The following is a 19,679-nucleotide window of genomic DNA, read 5'->3' as shown; positions in this document are numbered from 1 at the left end:
ATCGATGGGCTTAGGCTTCGGTGGCACGCCTGGAGGTTGACTCGGATCATTCAATGGGGGCAGATTGGGGGCATCAGGGCCGGTCGCAGTCAAGAATTTCATTGCCTGTCTCCTTCGATTTCATCCTGACCTTACTGTCACTGCAGACGCAAGTAAATGGCAGACCTTGGTCGGTGACGATCAACGTTACAAAAGACAGGTTTGGTCAGTGACTTCCTACAAAGTGGTTTTTTGTGAAGGTTCATGCTTAAAGCACAGCAAGCAACCGCTTGTTGTTCACTACGACCGAAGGACTAGAGTTATGCAACAGCAAAACAACCAGCGGAACAACGTGAACCAACAAGACCAACACACCGCAGATCAGCAAAAGAAGCAGCATGAGCAGCAAGCCCCAAAGCAGCAACAGCCAGGGCAGCCGCAAGATCAGAAGAAGCAGCAACAAGCCAAATAGATCATGACAACGCTTCCAGTGGACATCAAGATACTGGCCGCTCTTGGATGAACAAGCAGTATCGGAGTCTTTACTGGCCGCTGCAGATGGGGCAACCTATCAAGAGTCCAAACTTCTATCAGCAACAGTGCAAATGCAATAAGCGGCAACTGGGTGAGGAAACCAAACCATCGCCAAGTATTCAAATGCATTGACTGCAAACGCTGCAAGACTACTTGATATGCCCCTGAGAATTCGCCCGCTACTGTGGGCTTTTTGTTGGGTATTTTCCGCTCCTGCAGCACCTCAGGTGCTCTTACAAGGCTGCAGGCAGAGCACTCCAAGCCTGGCGTTTGAATGAGGTACACCGTCAACAGGCGAATGAGCTCTCACTGAAAAATTCGCTTCAACACTGGCAAACGTGACATTCGAGTCCTGGCTTCGTCGGCCGTGTTCCGCGCAAAATTTTTTCGACGCAAAGGCTGGTCAGGCTCTTCAAAATCTCCTGCTTCGAGATTGGCGTGAGCCCACAAGCTCACAAGAAAAAGGCGGAGCATGAAGCTCCGCCTTTACGCTTTCATCGCGTTAGCTTATTGACCGAATCGCCTCTTGGCATCCGCTATACAAGCATCTTTGGCATCACCGGACAGCGGGTCGCATCGCTGCTTGGCAGCCTTGTAGTCCGCTTCCATGGTTTTCTCGTTAGCGTCCTTTCTTGCGTTTGCGATGTCACCTGGCTTTGAAGACGGATCTTTGCGAACTTCAGAAACTTTCGCGGACTCAAGCGCCTTCACATGAGCGGATTTTGCATCTTTTTGACACACATCTTTCGAGTTGCCAGAGAAGTCGTCGCATTTTTCCTTGGCTACTCCATAGTCAGCATCAGCCTTTGCTTTGGCGACCGCATACTGGTTCTTTTCGTTAGGTTCGACTTTGTATTTCAGCTCTGCTGACGATACCTTTTCGACGCCTTTAGCCTGCTCTTCACAGACATCTTTGGCATTGCCCTTCAAGGCTTTGCATTGCTCTTTGGCTGCCTTGTACTCTGCACTGATACGGTCCTTTTCTGCCGAGTGTTCGGCGGGAGTCAGTGCGAAAGCTGATGTAGCCAGCGTGGCTGCAGCGTAAACGATAGCCAGCTTAGGGTTGAACTTCATGACACTTTCCTTTTCAGGTTGTTATCACGATGCCTTCAGACATACGCAATAGATCGTTATCCCACGCAACGGCGGCGATGCCAGGGCGTGCTCCTCTGTTGTGCAGGGCGAACTTTGACTCTAGAACTTGTAGGCCGATGGCTGCGTCAGGCATACCTAAAAATGAGGGTGGGTTTGCACCTACGTAGGCCATCCGAAGGTCTTTCCGGTTCGAGCATGCGAAGTCATCTGTTGTGAAGAAGGAATGATTCCAACCTCTGTCGAGCAAGGCGAGGAGCGCCTTAAACATTGAATTGCACTTCACCGAGACATATGCGAACTTGTCTCACAGACATGCGTGGCGATGCAATCTACTTTGAACTTACGCGGCTGGCCGCCCACTAGCTGGAGCTGGCAGTCTTTTTCTGTTTGCCCCATAACTTAGAGGCCCACGTATGACCAAAATTGCACAAAGGACACACACTCACGCGAAGCTGGAGATCGATATCGAAGCGCTAGAAAGAGCCAAGCTCAGCCTGGATGATGGAGCCGTCGTTGAAGAAAAAAGCCCCTGGCGCGAGGACATCATCCGGCTGCTAAATGACTCGCTGGCTACCGAGCTGGTCTGCGTTCTCCGCTACAAGCGTCACCACTTCACGGCAACCGGACTGTCCTCACCAGCTATTGCAGATGAATTTCTCGTGCATGCTAATGAGGAGCAGTCCCATGCCGATCGAATAGCTGCGCGCATTGTTCAGCTAGGTGGCGAGCCTGACTTCAATCCCGCTTCGCTTGTTGACCGCAGTCACGCTGACTACGATGAGCAGCTCGACCTGCACTCAATGATTCGGGCGAACCTCGTTGCTGAACGTGTCGCTATCGAGGTCTATACACAGATGATTGCCTTGATCGGAGATAAAGATCACACCACCCGCCGTCTGATTGAGCAGATCCTTGAACAGGAACAGGAACACGCTGACGAGCTATCCGATTGGATGCACAAATAGCAGATCGATGTATTCGCTCATCATGCTGGACTAACTTTCATGGCCTCAAGGGCAATCAGCAGCTAGCTAACACGGTCACTGAGGTTTGCTTTGCATCGAATCCTTGTCATCGAGCCGTTAAAGCTTGATGGCTGGTTTCAGCTAAACGCCGTCGCTCGGGAGCCAGCGGTGGCCGACCGCTCTTGGCCGGTAGAAGTCCTCGACCACTCTCCAAAATCTAGCGAATCGTCGCCACAGGGCGAGCCTGAGACATCAGAGACATCGAGCAAGCACCGCCGCGTAGCCAGGATGTCGTCCCCCTCCCGCAAAGCGAGAGAGGGGGAGGACGCAAGGCGCCACAGGGGGAGCTTAAATTTTTAAAACTCCAGGTTGTCGATCAGGCGTGTACTGCCCAGTCGTGCAGCGCCCAGTGCGACGAGGTCGCCGGTGGTGGCGTCCGCTGGCGTCAGCAGGTTGCTGCGCTGGCGCACCGTGAGGTAGTCAGGCTCCCAGCCCTTGGCGCGCAGGTCGGCCATGGCTCGTGCTTCGAGTTCCGCCAGATCACCGCCTTGGCGCGCGGCATCGGCCAGCGCTTTAAGGGCTTGCGACAGCGCCATGGCTTGCACGCGCTGCTCGTCGCTGAGGTAGCCGTTGCGTGAGCTGAGTGCCAGACCGCTGCCCGCGCGGGTGGTGGGGCAGCCAATGACTTCAATGGGCAGCGCAAACTGCTGCACCATGCGGCGAATCACCATCAGCTGCTGATAGTCCTTTTTCCCGAACACGGCCACGCCGCCGCCGGTGGTGGCGAAGACGACCTGAAACAGCTTCATGACCACGGTGCACACACCGGTGAAGAAGCCGGGGCGAAAGTGCCCTTCCAGAATGTCAGCCAACTGGGCGTCGGGCTGGATCTTGAAGGTTTGTGGCTCGGGGTACAGGTCTTTTTCCTTGGGGGCGAAGACGATGTCGCAGCCTTGGGCTTCCAGCTTGGCACAGTCCGCGTCAAACGTGCGTGGGTAGCTATAAAAATCTTCGTGTGGCAGAAATTGCAGACGGTTCACAAAGATGCTGGCCACGACCACATCGCCATGCTGGCGGGCTTGCTGAACCAGAGAGAGATGGCCTTCATGCAGATTGCCCATGGTGGGCACAAAAGCAGGGCGGCCGCGGCCCGCAAGGGCGGCGCGCAGGTCGGCGATGGTGTGAACGATTTGCATGACTGAAACAGAAGTCGGGGAACAGAGGTCTAAGAGCAGAAAAGGTGAGCGTGATGCCCTTGATTTACCAGGCGTGCAGCGCGTTATTGGGGAAAGTGCCGTTTTTCACAGCCTGCACATAGGATTCCATCGCGCCCTTGACGCTGCCAGCATCGGCCATGAAGTTATGGACGAACTTGGCCATCTTGCCCAGGTTCACGCCCAGCATGTCGTGCAGTACCAGAACCTGACCGGCCGTGCCGTTGCCCGCGCCAATGCCTATGGTGTGGCAGTCTTTCAGCTCTTCGGTGAGCTTGGCTGACAGGGCGGCGGGCACCATCTCCAGCACCAGCATGGCGGCACCTGCATCTTGCAGCTCAAGCGCATGCTGGCGCAGGGTGGCAGCGGCTTGCTCGTCTTTGCCCTGAACGCGGTAGCCGCCCAGTGCGTGCACGGTTTGCGGTGTCAGACCCAGGTGGGCGCAGACGGGCACGCCACGGTCGACCAGAAAACGGACAATGTGCGCCGTCCAGCCGCCGCCTTCCAACTTGACCATGTGGGCACCAGCCTGCATCAACTCGCAGGCGCTGCGCATGGCTTGCTCGGGGCTTTCGGCGTAGCTGCCAAACGGCATATCGGCAATCACCCAGGCGGTAGCCTGGGCACGGTGCAGGCCGCGGGTCACGCTGGCGGTGTGATAGGCCATGTCGGCCACTGTCACGCCCACGGTGCTGTGCAGGCCCTGGCAAACCATGCCCAGTGAGTCACCGACCAGAATGCACTCCACACCGGCAGCATCGGCCACGGCGGCAAAGGTGGCGTCGTAGGCCGTGAGCATGGTGATTTTCTCACCCGCAGCACGCATCTGCGCCAGACGCGGCAGGCTGATGGGGCGGCGCTGTGGCTGGGGCGAAGAGGGGGGGATGGTGCCGTAAGGCGTGCCGGTGGCGGTCATGGTGTTGTCTCCTGATGATCTGTTTCTGGTTCAGCGCGACATACTAGTCGGTGTGCCAATTTGCCCGCGAGTCTATGCCATGCTGCGGTGCAGCGCCAAGTACAAACGGGGTATGGCAGCCGTCAGTGCCCGTACTATGCTGGTCTGCTTGTGCATGGCGTGGCCGTGCGCGTATTCCTGTTTCCATTTCATCCGCGCAAGGTGGTTCATGTCCATGGCCGAGTCCCCGTTTCCGTTCGCTTCTGCGCCTGCTCCCTCGGTGGCCTGGCAGGGGCTGCGCGGCGTCAGCTGGCTGGATTCGCTGTCTGACGAGAAACTGGCGGTGCTTGCCGGGCAATGCCGCTGGCACAGACTGGAGGCAGGGCAGGTGCTGCTGGGGGCCTATACCGACCGGCGCATTTACATGCTGATCAATGGGCAGCTGAGTGTGGCAGGGCACAGCGTCAGCGGGAGGGCCATGATTGTGGGCTATCTGGGGCCGGGCTTTTTCTTTGGTTCCTTTGCTGCGCAGCCGCCCCGCAATGTGGCAGTAGAAGTGCAGGCCACCGAGGCCAGTCTGGTCGCTTCGCTATCCAATGCAGAGCTAGAAGCACTGATCATGAGCGATGTTCAGGTCATGCGTGCCGTGATTCAGCGGCTGAACGAGTTGACGGGCGTGCTGGCCCGGCGCGTGGTCAGCCTAGGGACTTTGTCGGTGCGAGGCCGTCTGCAGGCCCAGTTACTGGAGCGGGCCGAAGCCGTGGGCATTGATGACGATGAGGCGCTGCTGTCCCCCGCGCCCCGGCAAAGCGATCTGGCGCTGATGCTGGGCACCAGCCGCGAGGAGGTGGCGCGGGAGATGTCGCGCCTGACGCGCTTGGGCCTGCTGCAGCGCGAGGGGCGCAACCTGCGTATCTGCCGTGTTGATGGCTTGCGTGTTTTACTCGAAGAAACACGCTGATTTTTCATATGCTGAAATTGGTTTTTGCGTGAGAAAACGCACAGACGGCTTTCGGGATAGCACGCATAGTTCAGTCATACCGCTGCGAAGCCATCAAGCCTTGCAGCTTTTACGACTGAAAGGATTGATATGCGCTCCGCTACCCGTTTGTTGACTGCTCTTGTTCTGACCGCCAGCACTGCCGCTGCCATGGCTCAGGGCATGCCCCAGACTGCTGCTGCCTCCAGCAAAAGCCGTGCCGAAGTGATGGCTGATCTGGAGATGTATCAGCGTGCCGGTCTGGGCTATCTGCCCACACCTGCGGCTTATATCGAAGTCGAGTCCAGTGCCGATTACCGCAAGGCCTATGCCGAATATCAGCGCCTGCTGGCCAGCCCCGCCTACCAAGAAGCAGTGGCCAAGTACCAGTCGGGTGCCAAATAAGCCTGAGACGATAGAGATTGTTTCCTTGGTGGATGCGCGCTGGAGGCTTGATGCTTGCAGCGCGCTTTTTTATGGCGGCAGTATCACCTCCATGGATATAGCAAGTTTGATAGCATTCAGCGCATATTGATACTGCGCTTGCAGGCGATTTGACTTGAAAACCGTTCTTGACTTCACCGCACCCAGACAGGCCGATGCAGCCCGCCTGCAGCATGGCTTTGGCGTGCCTGAAAAAGTCCTGCAGGCGCACAGCCCTGAGGAGGTGCCCGCCATACTTGAGGCCGTGCAGCGAGCCGCCGAACAAGGCCAATGGTGCGTAGGCTGGCTGGCGTATGAAGCGGCCAGTGCCTTTGATGGGGCCTATGCCCAGACGGTGCACAGCGCAGTGCCCGGCCAGCCACTGGCCTGGTTTGGCGTACATGCCGCCCCGCTTACGGCGCAAGCCGCGCCAAAGCCACAACCAAAGCCTCGGCCCACCCCGCCCGTGCAGTGGCAAACCGCCCTGAGCCGCGAGCAGTTTGATGCGCATATTGCGCGCATTCATGCCGCTATTGCCGCCGGTGAGTGCTATCAAATTAACTACACCGCCCCGTTGTCTGCAAAGCTTGCGGGGGCTGCGTCGCTCAATTCATCCGCGCTGGCCGAGGGCCTGTTTGCACGCCTGCAGCAGGCTCAGCCCGGGGGGTATGCCGCGCTGGTGGATAGTGGTGATATGCAGGTGCTGTCCGTATCGCCCGAGCTGTTTTTTGACTGGGATGGTGAGCAGATTCTGACCCGCCCCATGAAGGGCACAGCCGCCCGTGGTCAGACGCCCGAGGCCGATGTACTGGCTGCGCAGACCATGCGTGAGTCCGTCAAAGAGCGGGCCGAGAACGTGATGATTGTGGATTTGCTGCGCAACGACCTCTCGCGTATCGCCGAGCCGCATAGCGTGAAGGTGCCGCAGCTGTTTCAGGTGCAGGCCCTGCCAGCGGTCTGGCAGATGACGTCTGATGTCGTGGCGCGCACCCGCGCAGGCGTGCGGCTGGTCGATGTGTTTGGCGCGCTGTTCCCCTGCGGCTCCATCACCGGTGCGCCCAAGCGCCAGGCCATGCGGCTGATCCGCGAGCTGGAGTCCCAGCCGCGCGGTGTGTACTGTGGTGCTCTGGGTGTGGTGCGGCCGGGCGCTGTGGCTGGGCGCATTCACGCCACGTTCAATGTGCCCATTCGCACCGTGGTGCTGCAAGCCGGGCAGTTGAGCTGTGGCATTGGCAGCGGCATTACGGCCAGCGCCAACGCGGGCGATGAATGGATGGAGTGGCAGCACAAGCAGGTTTTTCTGCGTGGGCTGGAAGAGGCAGGCCAGGGGTAAAGCATGAATACGCATTTTGAAATTCTCGAAACGCTGGCCCTCAAGGATGGCCGCTGGCAGAACTGGCCGCTGCACTGGGCGCGGCTGCAGATTACGGCCCATCACTTTCGCTACCCGCTGATGCAAATGCAGCTGGAAAGCGATATGGCCCAGCTGGCGCAAAAGCATGAAGAGGGGCAGTGGCGCGTGCGACTGGCGCTGTCCTTCACCGGTGCGGTGCAGTTCACGGTGGCCCAGCTCTTGCCCAGCGCCGAGCCTGTCAAGCTGCAACTGGCCCGCCAACCCATTTTGAATGCGGTGGCGCAAAGCGATGTGGTGCGCTTCAAGACTTCGGTGCGTCACCATTACGAGGTGTTTGAGCCCAGAAGCGCAGAGGTGTTTGACACCGTGCTTTTCAATGAAAACGGTCAGATTACCGAGGGCACGCGCGGCAACATCGCCATGCAGCTGGATGGCCAGTGGGTGACTCCGGCGCTGCAATGCGGTCTGTTGCCGGGTGTGGGCCGGGCGCTCGCGTTGTCGCAGGGACGGCTGGTGGAAAAGGTGGTGGTGATTGACGACTTGCGTCGCATTACCGACTGGGCCTTTGTGAATAGCCTGCGTGGCTGGCTGGATGCGCGTTTGATTGCATAGCCTGTGTTTGTTATCGTGGGTGCCTCTGCCAACCGGGAGGAGTCTGAACCATGGAAGACGAAGACTTTAATGGGCTGTATCTGGACTTGATGAAAGAGTTCTTGGCCACCGCGACCCCCATGCAGTGGCTGGCCGTAGTCACTACCATGAACTACGACAACGGTAGCGCATTGGCGGACTGGATCAGCAAGTATCCCAAGCTAGAGCCCGCCGTGGCCAAAGCGCTGTACTGGTACCAGCAGCCCGGCTACTTTCAGCATTACGAGTCGCAAGACAAGGTCCCCAGCATCAACCGCAAAGGCTGGGCGCGGGTGCAGGCCCTGAGCCAGCGCTTTGCAGACGGCAATCTGGCGCCTGCCACCATTGGCTGGGATCCGGCCAATGACCTGGCATCCCCCACGGGCAAGGAAAAGCATCCCGGCTATGACTGGACCAGTGAGGCCGTCAAGGGCAGCGATGCCATGTGGGCCATTCCCCCCATCATGCTTGAAGCCGTGCCCGGAACGCAGCCCGATATCTACGCCTATGTCGACGAGCAAGGCTGGGAAGATGGCATGCCGCCCCATGTGCAGGACGAGCTCAATGCCGCCATGGATGGGGAAGAGGAAGATCCGGAAGATTAGGTTGAAAGTGCGCTTCTGGTATCTTTAAACGATACCCGATAAGAAATGTGGCCGATTGGACGTTTGAGCTTTCTACTATTCATTCACCGCAACTTTTGAGGCAAGACCATGAACTCCCAAGCCGTTTCAAGCCACAAGCCTTCTTCTGCCTTCATTGGTGCTTCCTGGGCTGCGCTGTTGCTGGGTATTGCTGCCTTCATGGCCGGGCTGTGGAATGCCAGCATGCAGCTCAATGAAAAAGGCTTTTATTTCGCGGTGCTGGTGCTCGGTCTTTACTCGGCCATCTCTTTGCAAAAGGTGGTGCGTGACCGGCTGGAGGGCGTAGCCGTGACCGGCATTTACTACGGCATCAGCTGGGTGGCGCTGCTGATTGCGGTGCTGCTGCTGGGCACGGGCTTGTTCAATGCCACGCTGCAGCTGAGCGAAAAAGGCTTTTACGGCATGGCTTTTGCGCTGGCCTTGTTTGGTGCCATTGCCGTGCAGAAGAACACCCGCGACAACCTGGGTGCGGATGATGAAACCCCAAGCTTCAAGCGCAGCAAGGGCGAGCGCAACGGCCCGACGCTGGTGAGCGCAGACCCTGCCAAGGCTGCGGATGCGCAAGATATCGCTGCCAACAACCGCTGAACCGCTTCACTCCTGCGCTTTACCCACCTCATCAGGTGCCCTGACCGGCACCTGATTTACGTTCTGCAGCAATATTTGACGTGCCACAAACTGCGCAAAGACCTGGTTGAGCGCTGCAGGGGCCGCGGCATCCAGCGGCCAGTTCTGCAGCTGTGCAAGGCCCAGCACAGCCGCTTCAAAGCTGGAGAGCTGACCGGGTAGGTGAGCCTTGCGAATGGCGTAGCCAGAATCGCCCACATCCTGCAGCGCTACACGTGGCAAGGTTTGCAGGGCTGGGTTGAGGTAGAGCATTTTGCGGCTTTTGCGCCAGGTGCCGTCGATGAGGACCAGTCGCAATTGCTCGGGCGGCAGGGGCCAGGACTGGGGTAGGGCGCTGGCCTGCGCAAGGCCCAGCGTCGCATCTTGCTCGTGCGTGTCGGGGTAGAGCAGCAGGCTCTGGCGCGGGGCTTGTCCATCCCAGCTGCCTTGCAGAGCTTGCTGCAGCGCCTGGGTATCAAACTGTTCGCCCACCAAAACCCGGCTATGGGGCAGGCACAGGTGCAGCAAGTGGCCTGTACCCTTGGCCTCATGGACTTCCATGGGGTGCATGAGGATAAGTACTTCGACCTGATGCTCCACCGGGTGTGCCAGCGCGCAAATGCAGGTGCTTAGTGCACGGTGGCAGTTGGGACAGCGAGGGCGCTGGACGGTTTTGCTCATGATTTGAGAGCTTCTTACGCTTTATGGATATAGGGTAGAGGCATTTTTTTCCTTAAATCAATGCCCCTGAAACAACAACGCCCGCAAGCGCAGGCTGCGGGCGTTGGTTTGAGGTGGTAAGGGCTGAAGCCTTACAGGCGGCCCTTGAAGTAGGTGGCCTTATCCATGTCGGCCACGTCCACGCTCAGCTGCACATGCAGGTCAGCAGGCTGGGGTACGAGGCGGCGCAGCACTTCGGCGATGCCATCGGACATTTGCTTTTTGGCTTCTGTGCTGCGGCCTGCCATCAGCTGTAGTTGCACGTGCACAAAACCGCGGTTATCGGGCTGGTTGCCGATGTAGACGTTGCCCATGTTCAGGCGTGCAATGCGCGATTTCACATCGGCTTCGTCGGTCACGGTGGGGTGATTACAGACCACGGCGTTGACTTCACGCATCAGCTCGCGCTCGTTCAGGCCGGTCAGGTTGTCGGTGTATTCAATATGCAGATGAGGCATGGTGTTCTTTCACTCAAAAACGGGTGCCGTATTTACAGCATCTGGGTCGGTACTTTATGGCGCAGCTCGACTTGCTTGTTGCTGTCGTCCACAAACACCAGTTGGGGCTGGTGCTCGGCCACGTCTGTTTCATGTACCTGGGCAAAGGCGGCAATGATGAGCAAGTCGCCCACGCTGGCGCGGCGCGCTGCGGAGCCATTGACGGAGATCATGCCAGTGCCGCGCTCGCCCTTGATAGCGTAGGTCACAAAGCGCTCGCCGTTGTCGATATTCCAGATATGGACTTGTTCGTTTTCGACAATATTGGCGGCGTCCAGCAAGTCTTCATCAATCGCGCAGGAGCCTTCGTAGTGCAGCTCGCATTGCGTGGTCTTGACGCGGTGGATCTTGGATTTGAGCAGGGTGCGGAACATGGGTTTGTCTCTCTGGGTCGCTTTGCGCGTTTTGAATGGTGCAGGCCTGTGCTTGCAAAAAACCACGCAAGTCTAAATGCGATCGGGAAAACCCATGTAGTCCTCTGAGGGCATTGACAGAGAAATGTCGTCTAACTGCATTCCCGTTGTCGATAGCCGTGGCAACGGTCTGCGAAGACTGGCGGAGCAAGGGCTCATGAAATTGTTGTTTTGTTGCAAACATCAGGGTTGTAACTAATGTTTCATCTTCGCTTTGTTTAATGACTTCAGTCCCGGGCGGGGTCGAGCTTCTAAGCCCGCCATTTACGCCTTGCAAGGACTTCTCATTTTCATAAACACAGTGAACAGCATGAAACGAACATTCCTCGCCCTTGCCGCTTTGACCGTCTCTGCCGGTGCCATGGCCCAATCCAGCGTCACCGTCTTCGGCGTGGCCGATGTTTCGGTGGCTCATATCTCCACCTCGACCAAGAGCGTGTCCGGCCTGGCCAATGGCGGCAACTCCAGCAGCCGTCTGGGCTTTCGCGGTGTGGAAGATCTGGGTGGCGGCCTGAAAGCAGGCTTCTGGCTCGAGGGCAGCTTGAGCGTCGATGACGGCACGGCTTCCGGCTTCAAGTTTGACCGTCGCTCCACGGTCAGCCTGACGGGCAACTTCGGTGAAGTGCGTCTGGGTCGCGACAAGACGCCGGCCTACCAGAATCTGGAAACCTTTCACGCTTTTGGCGACACCGGCATGGGTGCCATCAGCGGCCACAATCTGATTACCAGCGCTGGCGGTACCGCCGAAGGCTCTAACCCCAAGCGTGTCTCCAACGGCATCAGCTATCTGCTGCCCAAGCTGGGCGGCGTTTACGGCCAAGTGACGCACAGCTTCGGCGAGCAGTCCGGCAACAACAGCCTAGCCAGCAACACCGGTCTGCGCCTGGGCTATGCCAACGGCCCCGTGAATGTGGCTGCAGCCTACGAAATTTCCCGAGGTGGCACCGCCGCAGCTGGCGTGGACTACAAGACCTTCAATATTGGCGCTTCCTACGACTTTGGCGTGCTCACTCCCATGCTGCTGCTGGCTTCCGAGCGCGGCAACGACAAGCGTGTGGACCTGTACAGCGTGGGCGTGAAGATGCCTCTGGGCGCTGGCGAGTTGCGTGCTGCTTACACCTGGTACAAGGACAAGAAGCAAAGCGATGCGGACTCACAGCGTCTGGCGCTGGGCTATGGCTACAAGCTGTCCAAGCGCACTGAAATCTATGCGGCAGTGGCACGCATGAGCAATGATGACAAGGCCAGTCGCAAGCTGGGCTCTTCGCTGAGCCCCACGCCCGTGGTGGGCAAGAGCATGACAGGCTACGAAATCGGCCTGCGCCACAACTTCTAAGCGCGTCAGCGCTGCCGAGGTTGCTGCAGCGCATGCAGTGGCCTCGCATACAAACAGAGCTTGCAGGGTTTGGCCTCCGGGTGGGGAAGCCTTCAGACTCCAGCAAGCGGCCCCGCATCAGCGGGGCCTTTTTTGTGGAGATGATGCCGCGCTTGGCGGCATCGCTCTCAATCCGTGCGCAGATCCAGCACGCAGCCGTCGCCGATGCTGTCGCGCCAGACGCGGATTCTGCTGGGAGCGGGTTGCAGATCAGACAGGGCGTTGGCGATGAAGAGGCTGAGGTTCTCCAGCGTGGGCTTGCCCAGGCCGGGAATTTCGTCGAGAAAGTGATGGTCGAGCTGGTCGCGCAGTAGCTCCAGGCGCGCGCGCAGGTGGCCGAGGTCGATGACCATGCCGTTGTCGGCATTGCGGGGTCCCGTCACGCTGACTTCGGCGTGATAGGTGTGGCCGTGAATGCGGCGGCTGCTCTCAGTCTCGATAGCGCGCTCCAGCGTATGGGCCGCATCAAAGAAAAAACGCTGGTGAACGGTAAATTGCATTTCAGCGAATTCCAGTGAGCTTGTGCGTCTGAAGACTGAGACGCCATTTGGGACGCTGCATGCTTTGCTCAATACAGGTGGCGATGTTGCTGGCCTGCTGGACGTTGTCCATGGGCTGCAGAAAGTAATGGCTGAACTGGGTGCTGGCCTCAATGGCCTCCAGATCAAACGTGGGCTGGGGCCAGACCAGTTTCAGCTCCTGACCGCTGCGCTGAATCCAGTCGGCACCCGCCTTGGGGCTGATGCACAGCCAGTCAATGCCCTGGGGCGCAGCCACCGTGCCATTGCTTTCGACAGAGATGCGAAAGCCGCGTGCGTGCAGAGCGGCAATCAGCGCTTCATCGACTTGCAGCAAAGGTTCGCCGCCGGTGAGCACCACCATGCGGTGCTGGCTGTCGCTGGCGGGCCACTGGGCCAGAATGCGCTCGGCCAGCTCATCGGCTGTCGTGAACTTACCGCCCAGCGTGCCGTCGGTGCCGACAAAGTCGGTATCGCAGAACTGGCAGATGGCGCTGGGACGATCCTGTTCACGGCCGGTCCACAGATTGCAGCCCGCAAAACGGCAGAACACGGCGGGCGTGCCAGCCTGGCCACCTTCGCCTTGCAGGGTATAGAAAATTTCTTTGACGCTGTATGTCATGTTGAATCCAAAATTCGCACACCCCAGGTCAGAGACAGCAAGCAAGCGCCGCCGCGCAGCGAGGCTGTCGTCCCCGGGGGAAGCGGCGCAGCCGCTCAGGGGGTATCAATTACACCGGGGTATAGGCCAGCCGCACGTAAATAGGGGCATAGGCCTCGGCCTGGGTGATCTCTATCAGCGTTTCCTTGGCCAGCTCCAGCATGGCGATAAAGGTCACCACCAGCACTGTCGAGCCTTTTTCAGGATTGAAGATGCGTTCAAACTCCACAAAGCGCTGGCCTTGCAGCTGCTTGAGGATCTGGCTCATGTACTCGCGCACCGAGAGCTCTTCACGCGTGATCTTGTGGGTCTGCACCAGCTTGGCGCGCTTCAGAATGTCGCGCCAGGCGGCTTGCAGCTCACCGATCTCCACATCCGGAAAGCGCGGCTGCAGGCTTTGCTCGATATGAACCGTGGCCTTGAGAAAGTCGCGTCCATACGTGGGGACTTGGCCCAGTTGCTGTGCGGCGAGCTTGATCTGCTCGTACTCCAGCAGGCGGCGCACCAGCTCGGCACGGGGGTCTTCGGCTTCTTCGCCGCCTTCCTGCTTCTTGGGTGGCAGCAGCATGCGAGATTTGATCTCGATGAGCATGGCGGCCATCAGCAGGTATTCGGCGGCCAGCTCCAGATTGCGACCGCGCACCTCATCGACATAGGCCATGTACTGGCGCGTGACGTCCAGCATGGGGATGTCGAGGATGTTGAAGTTCTGCTTGCGGATCAGGTAGAGCAGCAAGTCCAGTGGGCCTTCAAAGGCTTCGAGAAAGACTTCCAGCGCTTCCGGCGGAATATACAAATCCTGCGGCAGCGCAAACAGTGGCTCGCCATACAGGCGTGCCAAAGCCACCTGGTCGATAACCGAAGGTGTCGAGTCAAGTGTGTCCAGGCCTTGGCCTGGCAACAGTGCCTGGTCTTCAGCCTCGCTCATTGCTTGCTATGAAATATAGAGCTGAGAGCGCTTGATATATAAGCGCAGGAGGCTGATTTCATTGAAGAAGAGTCAGGAGTGGTTGGTCTGGTAGACGTAGGAGTTTTGCTCCACGCGGCCAGCGCGCAGATCATCCCAGACCTCGGCGCTGATGTTCTTGTCCCACAGCAGGGCGCGGCCAGCCAGTTGTTGCTGCTCCAGCTCGGGCTTTTGCTTCTTCAGGTCGTTGATGAAGTTGGTGGTGTCGGAACGGTAGTCGGGGCGACGGAAGAAAGACATATTCGTAAAACCTCTCAGATCCGTCGATTTTAGCCGGTCGCGGGCGCAAGCCGATTGAGCGGCTATTTCAGATCGTTGAGGCAGACCTGTGCGAATTCCTTGCAGCCGTCGGAAGCCAGCGGCGAAGTGATGATTTTCTCCAGCACGGCGGAAAATTCGTCAGGCCCGACCGGGCTGGGGTCGCCGCGCTGGAAGTCTTCGTCCACGCCCATGGTGCGGTCCAGCCAGCCGATCACCTGGACGCTGGGCTGGCGCTCCAGCGATGCCAGCAAGGCTGGGGTGTAGGCCGCCATGGGATGCTCCTCGATCAGGCTGCCGAACGGGCCCGGACCGCCGTAGTCCAGCTCGGGGTAGGCTTCAATCAGTGCCAGGATATGGGGCAGGACCTGGTCCAGCTCAGCGGCCTGAAGTGTCTCCAAATGCTCGTAGACGGGGTCGATGATCAGCCATTTGTCTTGTTGCTCCTGGGCGGCCTGGGCGGCGCGGGTAAATTGGGAAAACAATTGCTCTATGGTTGTGCTCACGAGAGAGGGCTCCTTTTTTGACAAGCGCTTGCAAAACTGTTGCGCTTGCGTGGGTGGCTTGCTGTCAGAATCCGCATTCTGTCTGGCAATCGTTAATGCTTCATGCCCATGAAACTATTTTCCCGTGTGACGGCTGCGCTGGCGGCTGCGGCGATCAGCACTCTGGCCCTGGTCGGCTGCGATGAGCAAAAGATCAAAGAACTGGAGGAAGGCCTCTCCACCGAAGCAGATGTGCGCGCCCAGTTTGGCGAGCCCGAGCGGGTCTGGAGCGAAGAGGATGGCTCGCGCACCTTTGAGTACAACCGCCAGCCAGCAGGTGCCAAGAACTACATGATCACGATTGGCACTGACGGCAAGATGAGCGCTTTGCGCCAAGTGCTGGCCCCGCATGTCTTTGCCAAAATTGTGCCGGGCATGGATGAAAACGAAGTGCGCCGCATGCTGGGCAAGCCCGCCAAGATGATGACGTTCAAGCTCAAGCAGGAAACGGACTGGGACTGGAACTATATCGACCCGCCCAACCGTGAGATGCAATTCACCGTCACCTTCGGCCCTGACGGCCGGGTGCTGCGCACGCTGAGCCGCGAGCGCCTGCCTGACGAGCCGCGCGGCTGATCAAAGAGCTGGCCGCTTGCCGGAACGTCTCTAAGCCACGGCTGCGTGATTACAGTCGTGGCTTTTTTCATGGCCTTGGCATGCGAATGCTTTGTTTTTGATAGCTATTAGCGCTTTATGCGTAAGCGCCAGGCAGCTAAAAAGCTTGAAAAAGCCCTAAAGAAATCAGTCGAAAAGCCCTCAAAGAATTGTTGCGTTGCAGCAAATAATGCGCGCAGGACATGGCTTCATTCGTAAAATTAAGGGGTTACCCGGTGTTATCCGCGCCGCTTGGCCTTGGGTCTTTATCGAGACTCTGGGCACCAATTTTGCTGTCTTACCCGACATGTCCACACCGCTATCTTCCCCCGCCAACTCTGGCCTAGTCAGCAGCGTCGATGCTGCTGCTGCCGTTTCAGCATCTTCAGGCCCCGCTTTGCGCCATGGCCGTTTTGAGGACGCGCAGGCACTCTTCACAGGTTCGCTGTTTGTCTCCATCACCATGATGCTGTTTGCTCAGGCGGGACTGCTGACGGGCAGCACGGCGGGCATTGCGTTCTTGCTGCACTACGTGACGGGGTTGCCGTTTGGTGCGACCTTCTTCGTCATCAACATTCCGTTTTACTGGTTCGCTTGGAAGCGCATGGGGGCAGAGTTCACGATCAAGACCTTTGTCTCGGTCGCCATGCTGGCGCTGATGGCTGACGTGGGCCCGCGCTTTATCCATATTGACTACCTGAACCCGCTGTATGCCGCTGTGGCCGGTGGCCTGCTCATGGGCTCGGGCTGCCTGTTTTTGGCGCGCCACCATTCCAGTCTGGGCGGTGCGACCATCGTGTCGCTTTATCTGCAAGACCGCTACGGTATTCGCGCCGGCAAGGTGCAGATGATGATTGATTGCACCGTGGTGTTGCTGGCGCTGGCCGTGGTGCCCTTGGAGCGCGTGGCGTACTCGGTGCTGGCGGCGGTCATCATGAGTATGTTCCTGTGGATCAGCCACCGCCCGGGTCGTTATCAGGGCAATTGAGGTTGCTGGCTCTTAAACAAAAGCCCCACCACGGTGCAAACCGGGCGGGGCTTTTTTGTGATCGGCGGAGATCAGGCGACGGTGATCGTCTTTTGCGCGCTCAGCGTCTGACCTTGCTCATCTTTCCAGACCATGTTCAGCTCGCCGCTTTCACGGGCGAGAAAGGTGAACTCGATATAGGGGTTCTGAGCAATCGAAATACCGGGCTCCCAACTGAACAGCAAGGTGTTGCCCAGCCTGGCTTCAAAGCGGTTGACGATATTGCGGGGGCGCACCTTGCCGGTGGCCGGGTCGGTGCGCAGGCCGCTTTCCATCACATGCTCCATCTGAGCGCGCACGCGCAGCACTTCGCCCTTCTTGGGGGTGGCGTTGCTGACCCAGACGCGAGGGGGTTTGGCTTGACTCATTGGTGGGACTCCCTCACATGCCGCAGCCGCTGGCGGCCACGGTAATTGCCTGCTTGACGACCAGTACCTTGCCGCTTTTCATGCGTGCCATGGCATGCACGGTTTGCGACTGTGACAGGCGAATGCGGATTGCCGCCTCAGCCGTGCCAGCCGCTGCGGTGAACTGCATGCGGCAAGACAGGGGAGAGGGGTTCAGCTCGGCCAGTACAACGATTTCTTCGCACCAGTCTTGTTCGGTGATGGGCAGTGTGACCTTGACCTTGACGGGCACGGCGCTGGGGTTGTCGGCCAGCACGGGGACATCCAGCAGCAGGCCTTCGGTTTGTGGTGTGGCCTTGCCGGTGAACTGGGCGATCTGCTTTTGAAACTCGACAGGGTTAGGGGCCAGAGGCCCGACCAGCGGCGCCTTGGCCTGCGCCAGAGCAGTCGCAGGCAGCGCCAGACTGGCCCCTGCGGCCGCCGCGCCCAGAACCAGACTTCTACGGGTGGTGTGGTTGAACATGTCTCTTCTTTGATCGAATGCCGTTTGCAAGCAAACAGCGGTTAAACGGGCATGCCCCAAGCGAAAGACGCCGAGAAAGTGCCGCCTCGCGGCGAGGGCGTCGCCCCCTTAGGGGAGGTCGCATCAGCGGCTCAGGGGGTTATGTCCCTAAAAAATCACTGAACTTGCCATTGATCCAGGCAAAGTCTTCCTTGACCAGATCGGGCGTGCGTACATCCATGTCGATCTGGGTCTGGTTGACCTGACCGTTGGTGTCCACCTCGTATTCAAACTTGACCGAGATTTCTTCCTGCGGGTCGCCGTTGACCATCATGTAGCAGAGGTTGTCGGGCAGGCGGGCCACGACTTCCTTGCCGGACACGCGCTCGGCAATGTTCTGGGCGACGATCTTGCCGATGAAGTTGGCCACGTGGCCGCTCTTGGGGTAGTGGCCGAACTGGGGCGAGATGGCACCCATCAGGTCGCCGACAAAGTACACGCGGTCATCGGTCTTGGCGTGGAACAGACGGTTGTGCATGTCGGCCCAGCCTGTGGGCTTGCCGGTGGTGGCGTCTTTGCCAATCAGGTCGGCCTTCCAGACCATGTCTGCCGCCTGGTGCGGGGGCATGAGGATGGCATCGTCAAATTTGAAGTCACCGGCAGCCGTCTTGATCTGCTTGTTGAATGGGTCGACTTCCTTGACGCCTGCATTGGGCACGTGGGTGATGATGTCCGGGTACAGCTCTTCGAAGGCCTGCTTGTAGCCCACGCCAATGGGCGCAAGCTTGGGCTTGGGGTCGAGGATGACGATCTTGCCGGGGATTTTGTTCTTCTTGATGTGCCAGGCAATCAGGCAGGCGCGCTCATAGGGCGAGGGCGGGCAGCGGTGGGGTGGCGGCGGCAGCGTCATCACCAGTGTGCCGCCCTTGAAGTTTTTGACCTTTTGCTTGAGTGACAGCATCTCCTGATTGGGGATGTAGGCATTGGGGAAGTGCGTGCGCGTGTACTCAATGGCGCGTTGGTCGTTGCCAAACCAGGCCTCGTAATCGTTGCGAATACCGCCAGACAGAATCAGAAAGTCGTACTCGATCAGGCCGTGGGCGGTGCGCACCAGTTTCTTGTCGCGTTCAAAGCCGTTGACTTCGGTTTGCAGCAAGGTGTAGCCGTACTGGTTGGCCGGGTGCAGCATGTCGCGGTTCACAAAGTCCGTGCCTACGATGTCCACCAGCCACTTGTTGCTCATGGGGCCGGACCAGAACGTGGCATTGCGCTCCAGCAGCACCACATCCGAGTTCGGGATCAGCTCGCGCAGATAGCGCGCAGCCGTCATGCCGCCCCAGCCTCCGCCGCAGATGACGATGCGCGGGCCTTTGCCCTTGCGCGGCAGTATGGGCGACTGGCTGCTGATGATGCCTGGCGCGGCCATGGCTGGGCTGGCAAGAGTGCCTAGGACGCCGGCGGCAGTACCCAGTGTCAGCGCGGGAGGGGTTATCAAAAAGTGGCGACGTTGCATGTCGTAAGACTCCTTATGAGTGAGCACCTGCAGGCGACGAGGTAGTGCTGATTGCACTGCATAGCCTCGCTTGGGGCGATAGGTAATGAAGACAAACGCATGCCTGCGGGCAGCTGGCGCAGGACTTGCGGCAGCCAAAATGGGCAAGAAAAATGAGTCTTTCTGAGCCGTCACGCGGCATCAGCAACAGCGGGTGTCTTACAAATTGTAGGGTGCAATGTTGTAAGGCAGACAAGGCATAACCCAGTGCTTCACTGCAGTGAAGTTGTAAAAAGCTAGCGTTCAGCGCTTTATTTGCATGAAAAACAATACAAAAGCATTGAAAAATCAATGGAAGAGTGGCGAATGCTGCTCATGTTTTTGAGGGCTCGAACGAACTGGGCCACTTCTGCGGAGCAGCACGCGCGGCACCATGCGAGCAGAA

At 58.6% G+C, this 19,679-nt stretch carries 25 protein-coding genes; 10 read left to right on the top strand and 15 right to left on the bottom strand.

Going from position 1 to position 19,679, the window contains the following annotated elements; all coding sequences use genetic code 11:
- Positions 1-247: 247 nt before the first annotated feature.
- Together HF327_RS12265 and HF327_RS12260 are read right to left on the bottom strand one after the other, a co-directional pair.
- Positions 248-442 (bottom strand): hypothetical protein, encoded by a 195-nt coding sequence (locus HF327_RS12265; RefSeq protein ID WP_198460481.1) that lies wholly within the window; start codon positions 440-442, stop codon positions 248-250.
- A 578-nt stretch (positions 443-1,020) separates the two neighbouring features.
- Positions 1,021-1,587, bottom strand: coding sequence for a hypothetical protein (locus tag HF327_RS12260; RefSeq protein WP_169108490.1), 567 nt, complete (start codon positions 1,585-1,587; stop codon positions 1,021-1,023).
- A 434-nt stretch (positions 1,588-2,021) separates the two neighbouring features.
- Here HF327_RS12260 and HF327_RS12255 point away from each other — a divergent pair, with 434 nt between their 5' ends.
- A complete protein-coding gene (locus tag HF327_RS12255) occupies positions 2,022-2,573 on the top strand; it encodes a ferritin-like domain-containing protein (RefSeq protein WP_169108489.1) in 552 nt (183 codons plus the stop codon).
- Between the two features lie 356 nt (positions 2,574-2,929).
- On the opposite strand, the gene panC is transcribed toward HF327_RS12255, so the two are convergent.
- On the bottom strand, positions 2,930-3,769 hold the full coding sequence (panC, locus tag HF327_RS12250) for a pantoate--beta-alanine ligase (RefSeq protein ID WP_169108488.1): 840 nt from the start codon (positions 3,767-3,769) through the stop codon (positions 2,930-2,932).
- Between the two features lie 64 nt (positions 3,770-3,833).
- Complete coding sequence (gene panB, locus HF327_RS12245) at positions 3,834-4,703, bottom strand: 3-methyl-2-oxobutanoate hydroxymethyltransferase (protein WP_169108487.1); 870 nt, start codon at positions 4,701-4,703, stop codon at positions 3,834-3,836.
- A 208-nt stretch (positions 4,704-4,911) separates the two neighbouring features.
- On the opposite strand from panB, the gene HF327_RS12240 reads away from it, so the two are divergent.
- From HF327_RS12240 to yiaA, 6 genes are all read left to right on the top strand, one after another.
- A complete protein-coding gene (locus HF327_RS12240; protein ID WP_169108486.1) occupies positions 4,912-5,643 on the top strand; it encodes a Crp/Fnr family transcriptional regulator in 732 nt (243 codons plus the stop codon).
- A gap of 129 nt (positions 5,644-5,772) precedes the next feature.
- On the top strand, positions 5,773-6,066 hold the full coding sequence (locus HF327_RS12235) for a DUF4148 domain-containing protein (RefSeq protein ID WP_169108485.1): 294 nt from the start codon (positions 5,773-5,775) through the stop codon (positions 6,064-6,066).
- 154 nt (positions 6,067-6,220) lie between these two features.
- Positions 6,221-7,417, top strand: a complete 1,197-nt coding sequence (pabB, locus tag HF327_RS12230; protein ID WP_236024160.1) for an aminodeoxychorismate synthase component I — start codon at positions 6,221-6,223, stop codon at positions 7,415-7,417.
- 3 nt (positions 7,418-7,420) lie between these two features.
- Positions 7,421-8,050 carry an aminotransferase class IV gene (locus tag HF327_RS22080; RefSeq protein WP_236024159.1) on the top strand — a complete coding sequence of 210 codons (630 nt, stop codon included), beginning with the start codon at positions 7,421-7,423 and terminating at the stop codon, positions 8,048-8,050.
- A 50-nt stretch (positions 8,051-8,100) separates the two neighbouring features.
- Positions 8,101-8,673: a DUF4274 domain-containing protein gene (locus HF327_RS12225; RefSeq protein WP_169108484.1), complete on the top strand. Its 573-nt coding sequence runs from the start codon at positions 8,101-8,103 to the stop codon at positions 8,671-8,673.
- 108 nt (positions 8,674-8,781) lie between these two features.
- Entirely contained in the window at positions 8,782-9,300 is a 519-nt protein-coding gene (gene yiaA / locus HF327_RS12220; protein WP_169108483.1) for an inner membrane protein YiaA, read from the top strand.
- A gap of 6 nt (positions 9,301-9,306) precedes the next feature.
- Here the strand turns inward: yiaA and HF327_RS12215 are convergent, their stop codons facing one another.
- The 3 genes from HF327_RS12215 to panD all read right to left on the bottom strand — a co-directional run bounded on the left by HF327_RS12215 (position 9,307) and on the right by panD (position 10,909).
- Complete coding sequence (locus HF327_RS12215) at positions 9,307-9,999, bottom strand: tRNA-uridine aminocarboxypropyltransferase (protein ID WP_169108482.1); 693 nt, start codon at positions 9,997-9,999, stop codon at positions 9,307-9,309.
- A gap of 131 nt (positions 10,000-10,130) precedes the next feature.
- Positions 10,131-10,496, bottom strand: coding sequence for a 5-carboxymethyl-2-hydroxymuconate Delta-isomerase (locus HF327_RS12210; protein ID WP_169108481.1), 366 nt, complete (start codon positions 10,494-10,496; stop codon positions 10,131-10,133).
- A 32-nt stretch (positions 10,497-10,528) separates the two neighbouring features.
- The gene (panD, locus tag HF327_RS12205) at positions 10,529-10,909 is read right to left on the bottom strand and encodes an aspartate 1-decarboxylase (protein ID WP_099735871.1); all 381 of its coding nucleotides are present in this window, start codon (positions 10,907-10,909) and stop codon (positions 10,529-10,531) included.
- A gap of 349 nt (positions 10,910-11,258) precedes the next feature.
- Here panD and HF327_RS12200 point away from each other — a divergent pair, with 349 nt between their 5' ends.
- Positions 11,259-12,284 carry a porin gene (locus HF327_RS12200; RefSeq protein WP_169108480.1) on the top strand — a complete coding sequence of 342 codons (1,026 nt, stop codon included), beginning with the start codon at positions 11,259-11,261 and terminating at the stop codon, positions 12,282-12,284.
- A 167-nt stretch (positions 12,285-12,451) separates the two neighbouring features.
- On the opposite strand, the gene HF327_RS12195 is transcribed toward HF327_RS12200, so the two are convergent.
- The 5 genes from HF327_RS12195 to HF327_RS12175 form a co-directional block, all read right to left on the bottom strand.
- Positions 12,452-12,823, bottom strand: coding sequence for a 6-pyruvoyl trahydropterin synthase family protein (locus tag HF327_RS12195; RefSeq protein WP_169108479.1), 372 nt, complete (start codon positions 12,821-12,823; stop codon positions 12,452-12,454).
- Position 12,824: 1 nt separating this feature from the next.
- On the bottom strand, positions 12,825-13,463 hold the full coding sequence (queE, locus tag HF327_RS12190) for a 7-carboxy-7-deazaguanine synthase (RefSeq protein ID WP_169108478.1): 639 nt from the start codon (positions 13,461-13,463) through the stop codon (positions 12,825-12,827).
- A 109-nt stretch (positions 13,464-13,572) separates the two neighbouring features.
- Positions 13,573-14,430, bottom strand: coding sequence for a segregation and condensation protein A (locus HF327_RS12185; protein WP_169108477.1), 858 nt, complete (start codon positions 14,428-14,430; stop codon positions 13,573-13,575).
- 72 nt (positions 14,431-14,502) lie between these two features.
- The gene (locus HF327_RS12180; protein ID WP_099735876.1) at positions 14,503-14,709 is read right to left on the bottom strand and encodes a DUF3460 family protein; all 207 of its coding nucleotides are present in this window, start codon (positions 14,707-14,709) and stop codon (positions 14,503-14,505) included.
- Positions 14,710-14,771: 62 nt separating this feature from the next.
- Positions 14,772-15,233 (bottom strand): hypothetical protein, encoded by a 462-nt coding sequence (locus HF327_RS12175; protein WP_169108476.1) that lies wholly within the window; start codon positions 15,231-15,233, stop codon positions 14,772-14,774.
- A 108-nt stretch (positions 15,234-15,341) separates the two neighbouring features.
- Here HF327_RS12175 and HF327_RS12170 point away from each other — a divergent pair, with 108 nt between their 5' ends.
- Together HF327_RS12170 and HF327_RS12165 are read left to right on the top strand one after the other, a co-directional pair.
- On the top strand, positions 15,342-15,848 hold the full coding sequence (locus tag HF327_RS12170) for an outer membrane protein assembly factor BamE (RefSeq protein WP_169108475.1): 507 nt from the start codon (positions 15,342-15,344) through the stop codon (positions 15,846-15,848).
- 325 nt (positions 15,849-16,173) lie between these two features.
- Positions 16,174-16,854 carry a YitT family protein gene (locus HF327_RS12165; RefSeq protein ID WP_407927039.1) on the top strand — a complete coding sequence of 227 codons (681 nt, stop codon included), beginning with the start codon at positions 16,174-16,176 and terminating at the stop codon, positions 16,852-16,854.
- A gap of 71 nt (positions 16,855-16,925) precedes the next feature.
- Here the strand turns inward: HF327_RS12165 and soxZ are convergent, their stop codons facing one another.
- From soxZ to HF327_RS12150, 3 genes are all read right to left on the bottom strand, one after another.
- Complete coding sequence (gene soxZ, locus HF327_RS12160) at positions 16,926-17,261, bottom strand: thiosulfate oxidation carrier complex protein SoxZ (protein ID WP_169108474.1); 336 nt, start codon at positions 17,259-17,261, stop codon at positions 16,926-16,928.
- Positions 17,262-17,274: 13 nt separating this feature from the next.
- Entirely contained in the window at positions 17,275-17,763 is a 489-nt protein-coding gene (locus HF327_RS12155) for a thiosulfate oxidation carrier protein SoxY (protein WP_169108473.1), read from the bottom strand.
- A 139-nt stretch (positions 17,764-17,902) separates the two neighbouring features.
- Positions 17,903-19,255 carry an NAD(P)/FAD-dependent oxidoreductase gene (locus HF327_RS12150; protein ID WP_169108472.1) on the bottom strand — a complete coding sequence of 451 codons (1,353 nt, stop codon included), beginning with the start codon at positions 19,253-19,255 and terminating at the stop codon, positions 17,903-17,905.
- Between the last annotated feature and the right edge of the window lie 424 nt (positions 19,256-19,679).

This window comes from Comamonas suwonensis (assembly GCF_012844455.2).
Classification (GTDB): Bacteria; Pseudomonadota; Gammaproteobacteria; order Burkholderiales; family Burkholderiaceae_C; genus Comamonas; species Comamonas suwonensis.
Note: the sequence above shows the minus strand (reverse complement) of the source record. Positions and strands in the feature narration are given on the sequence as shown.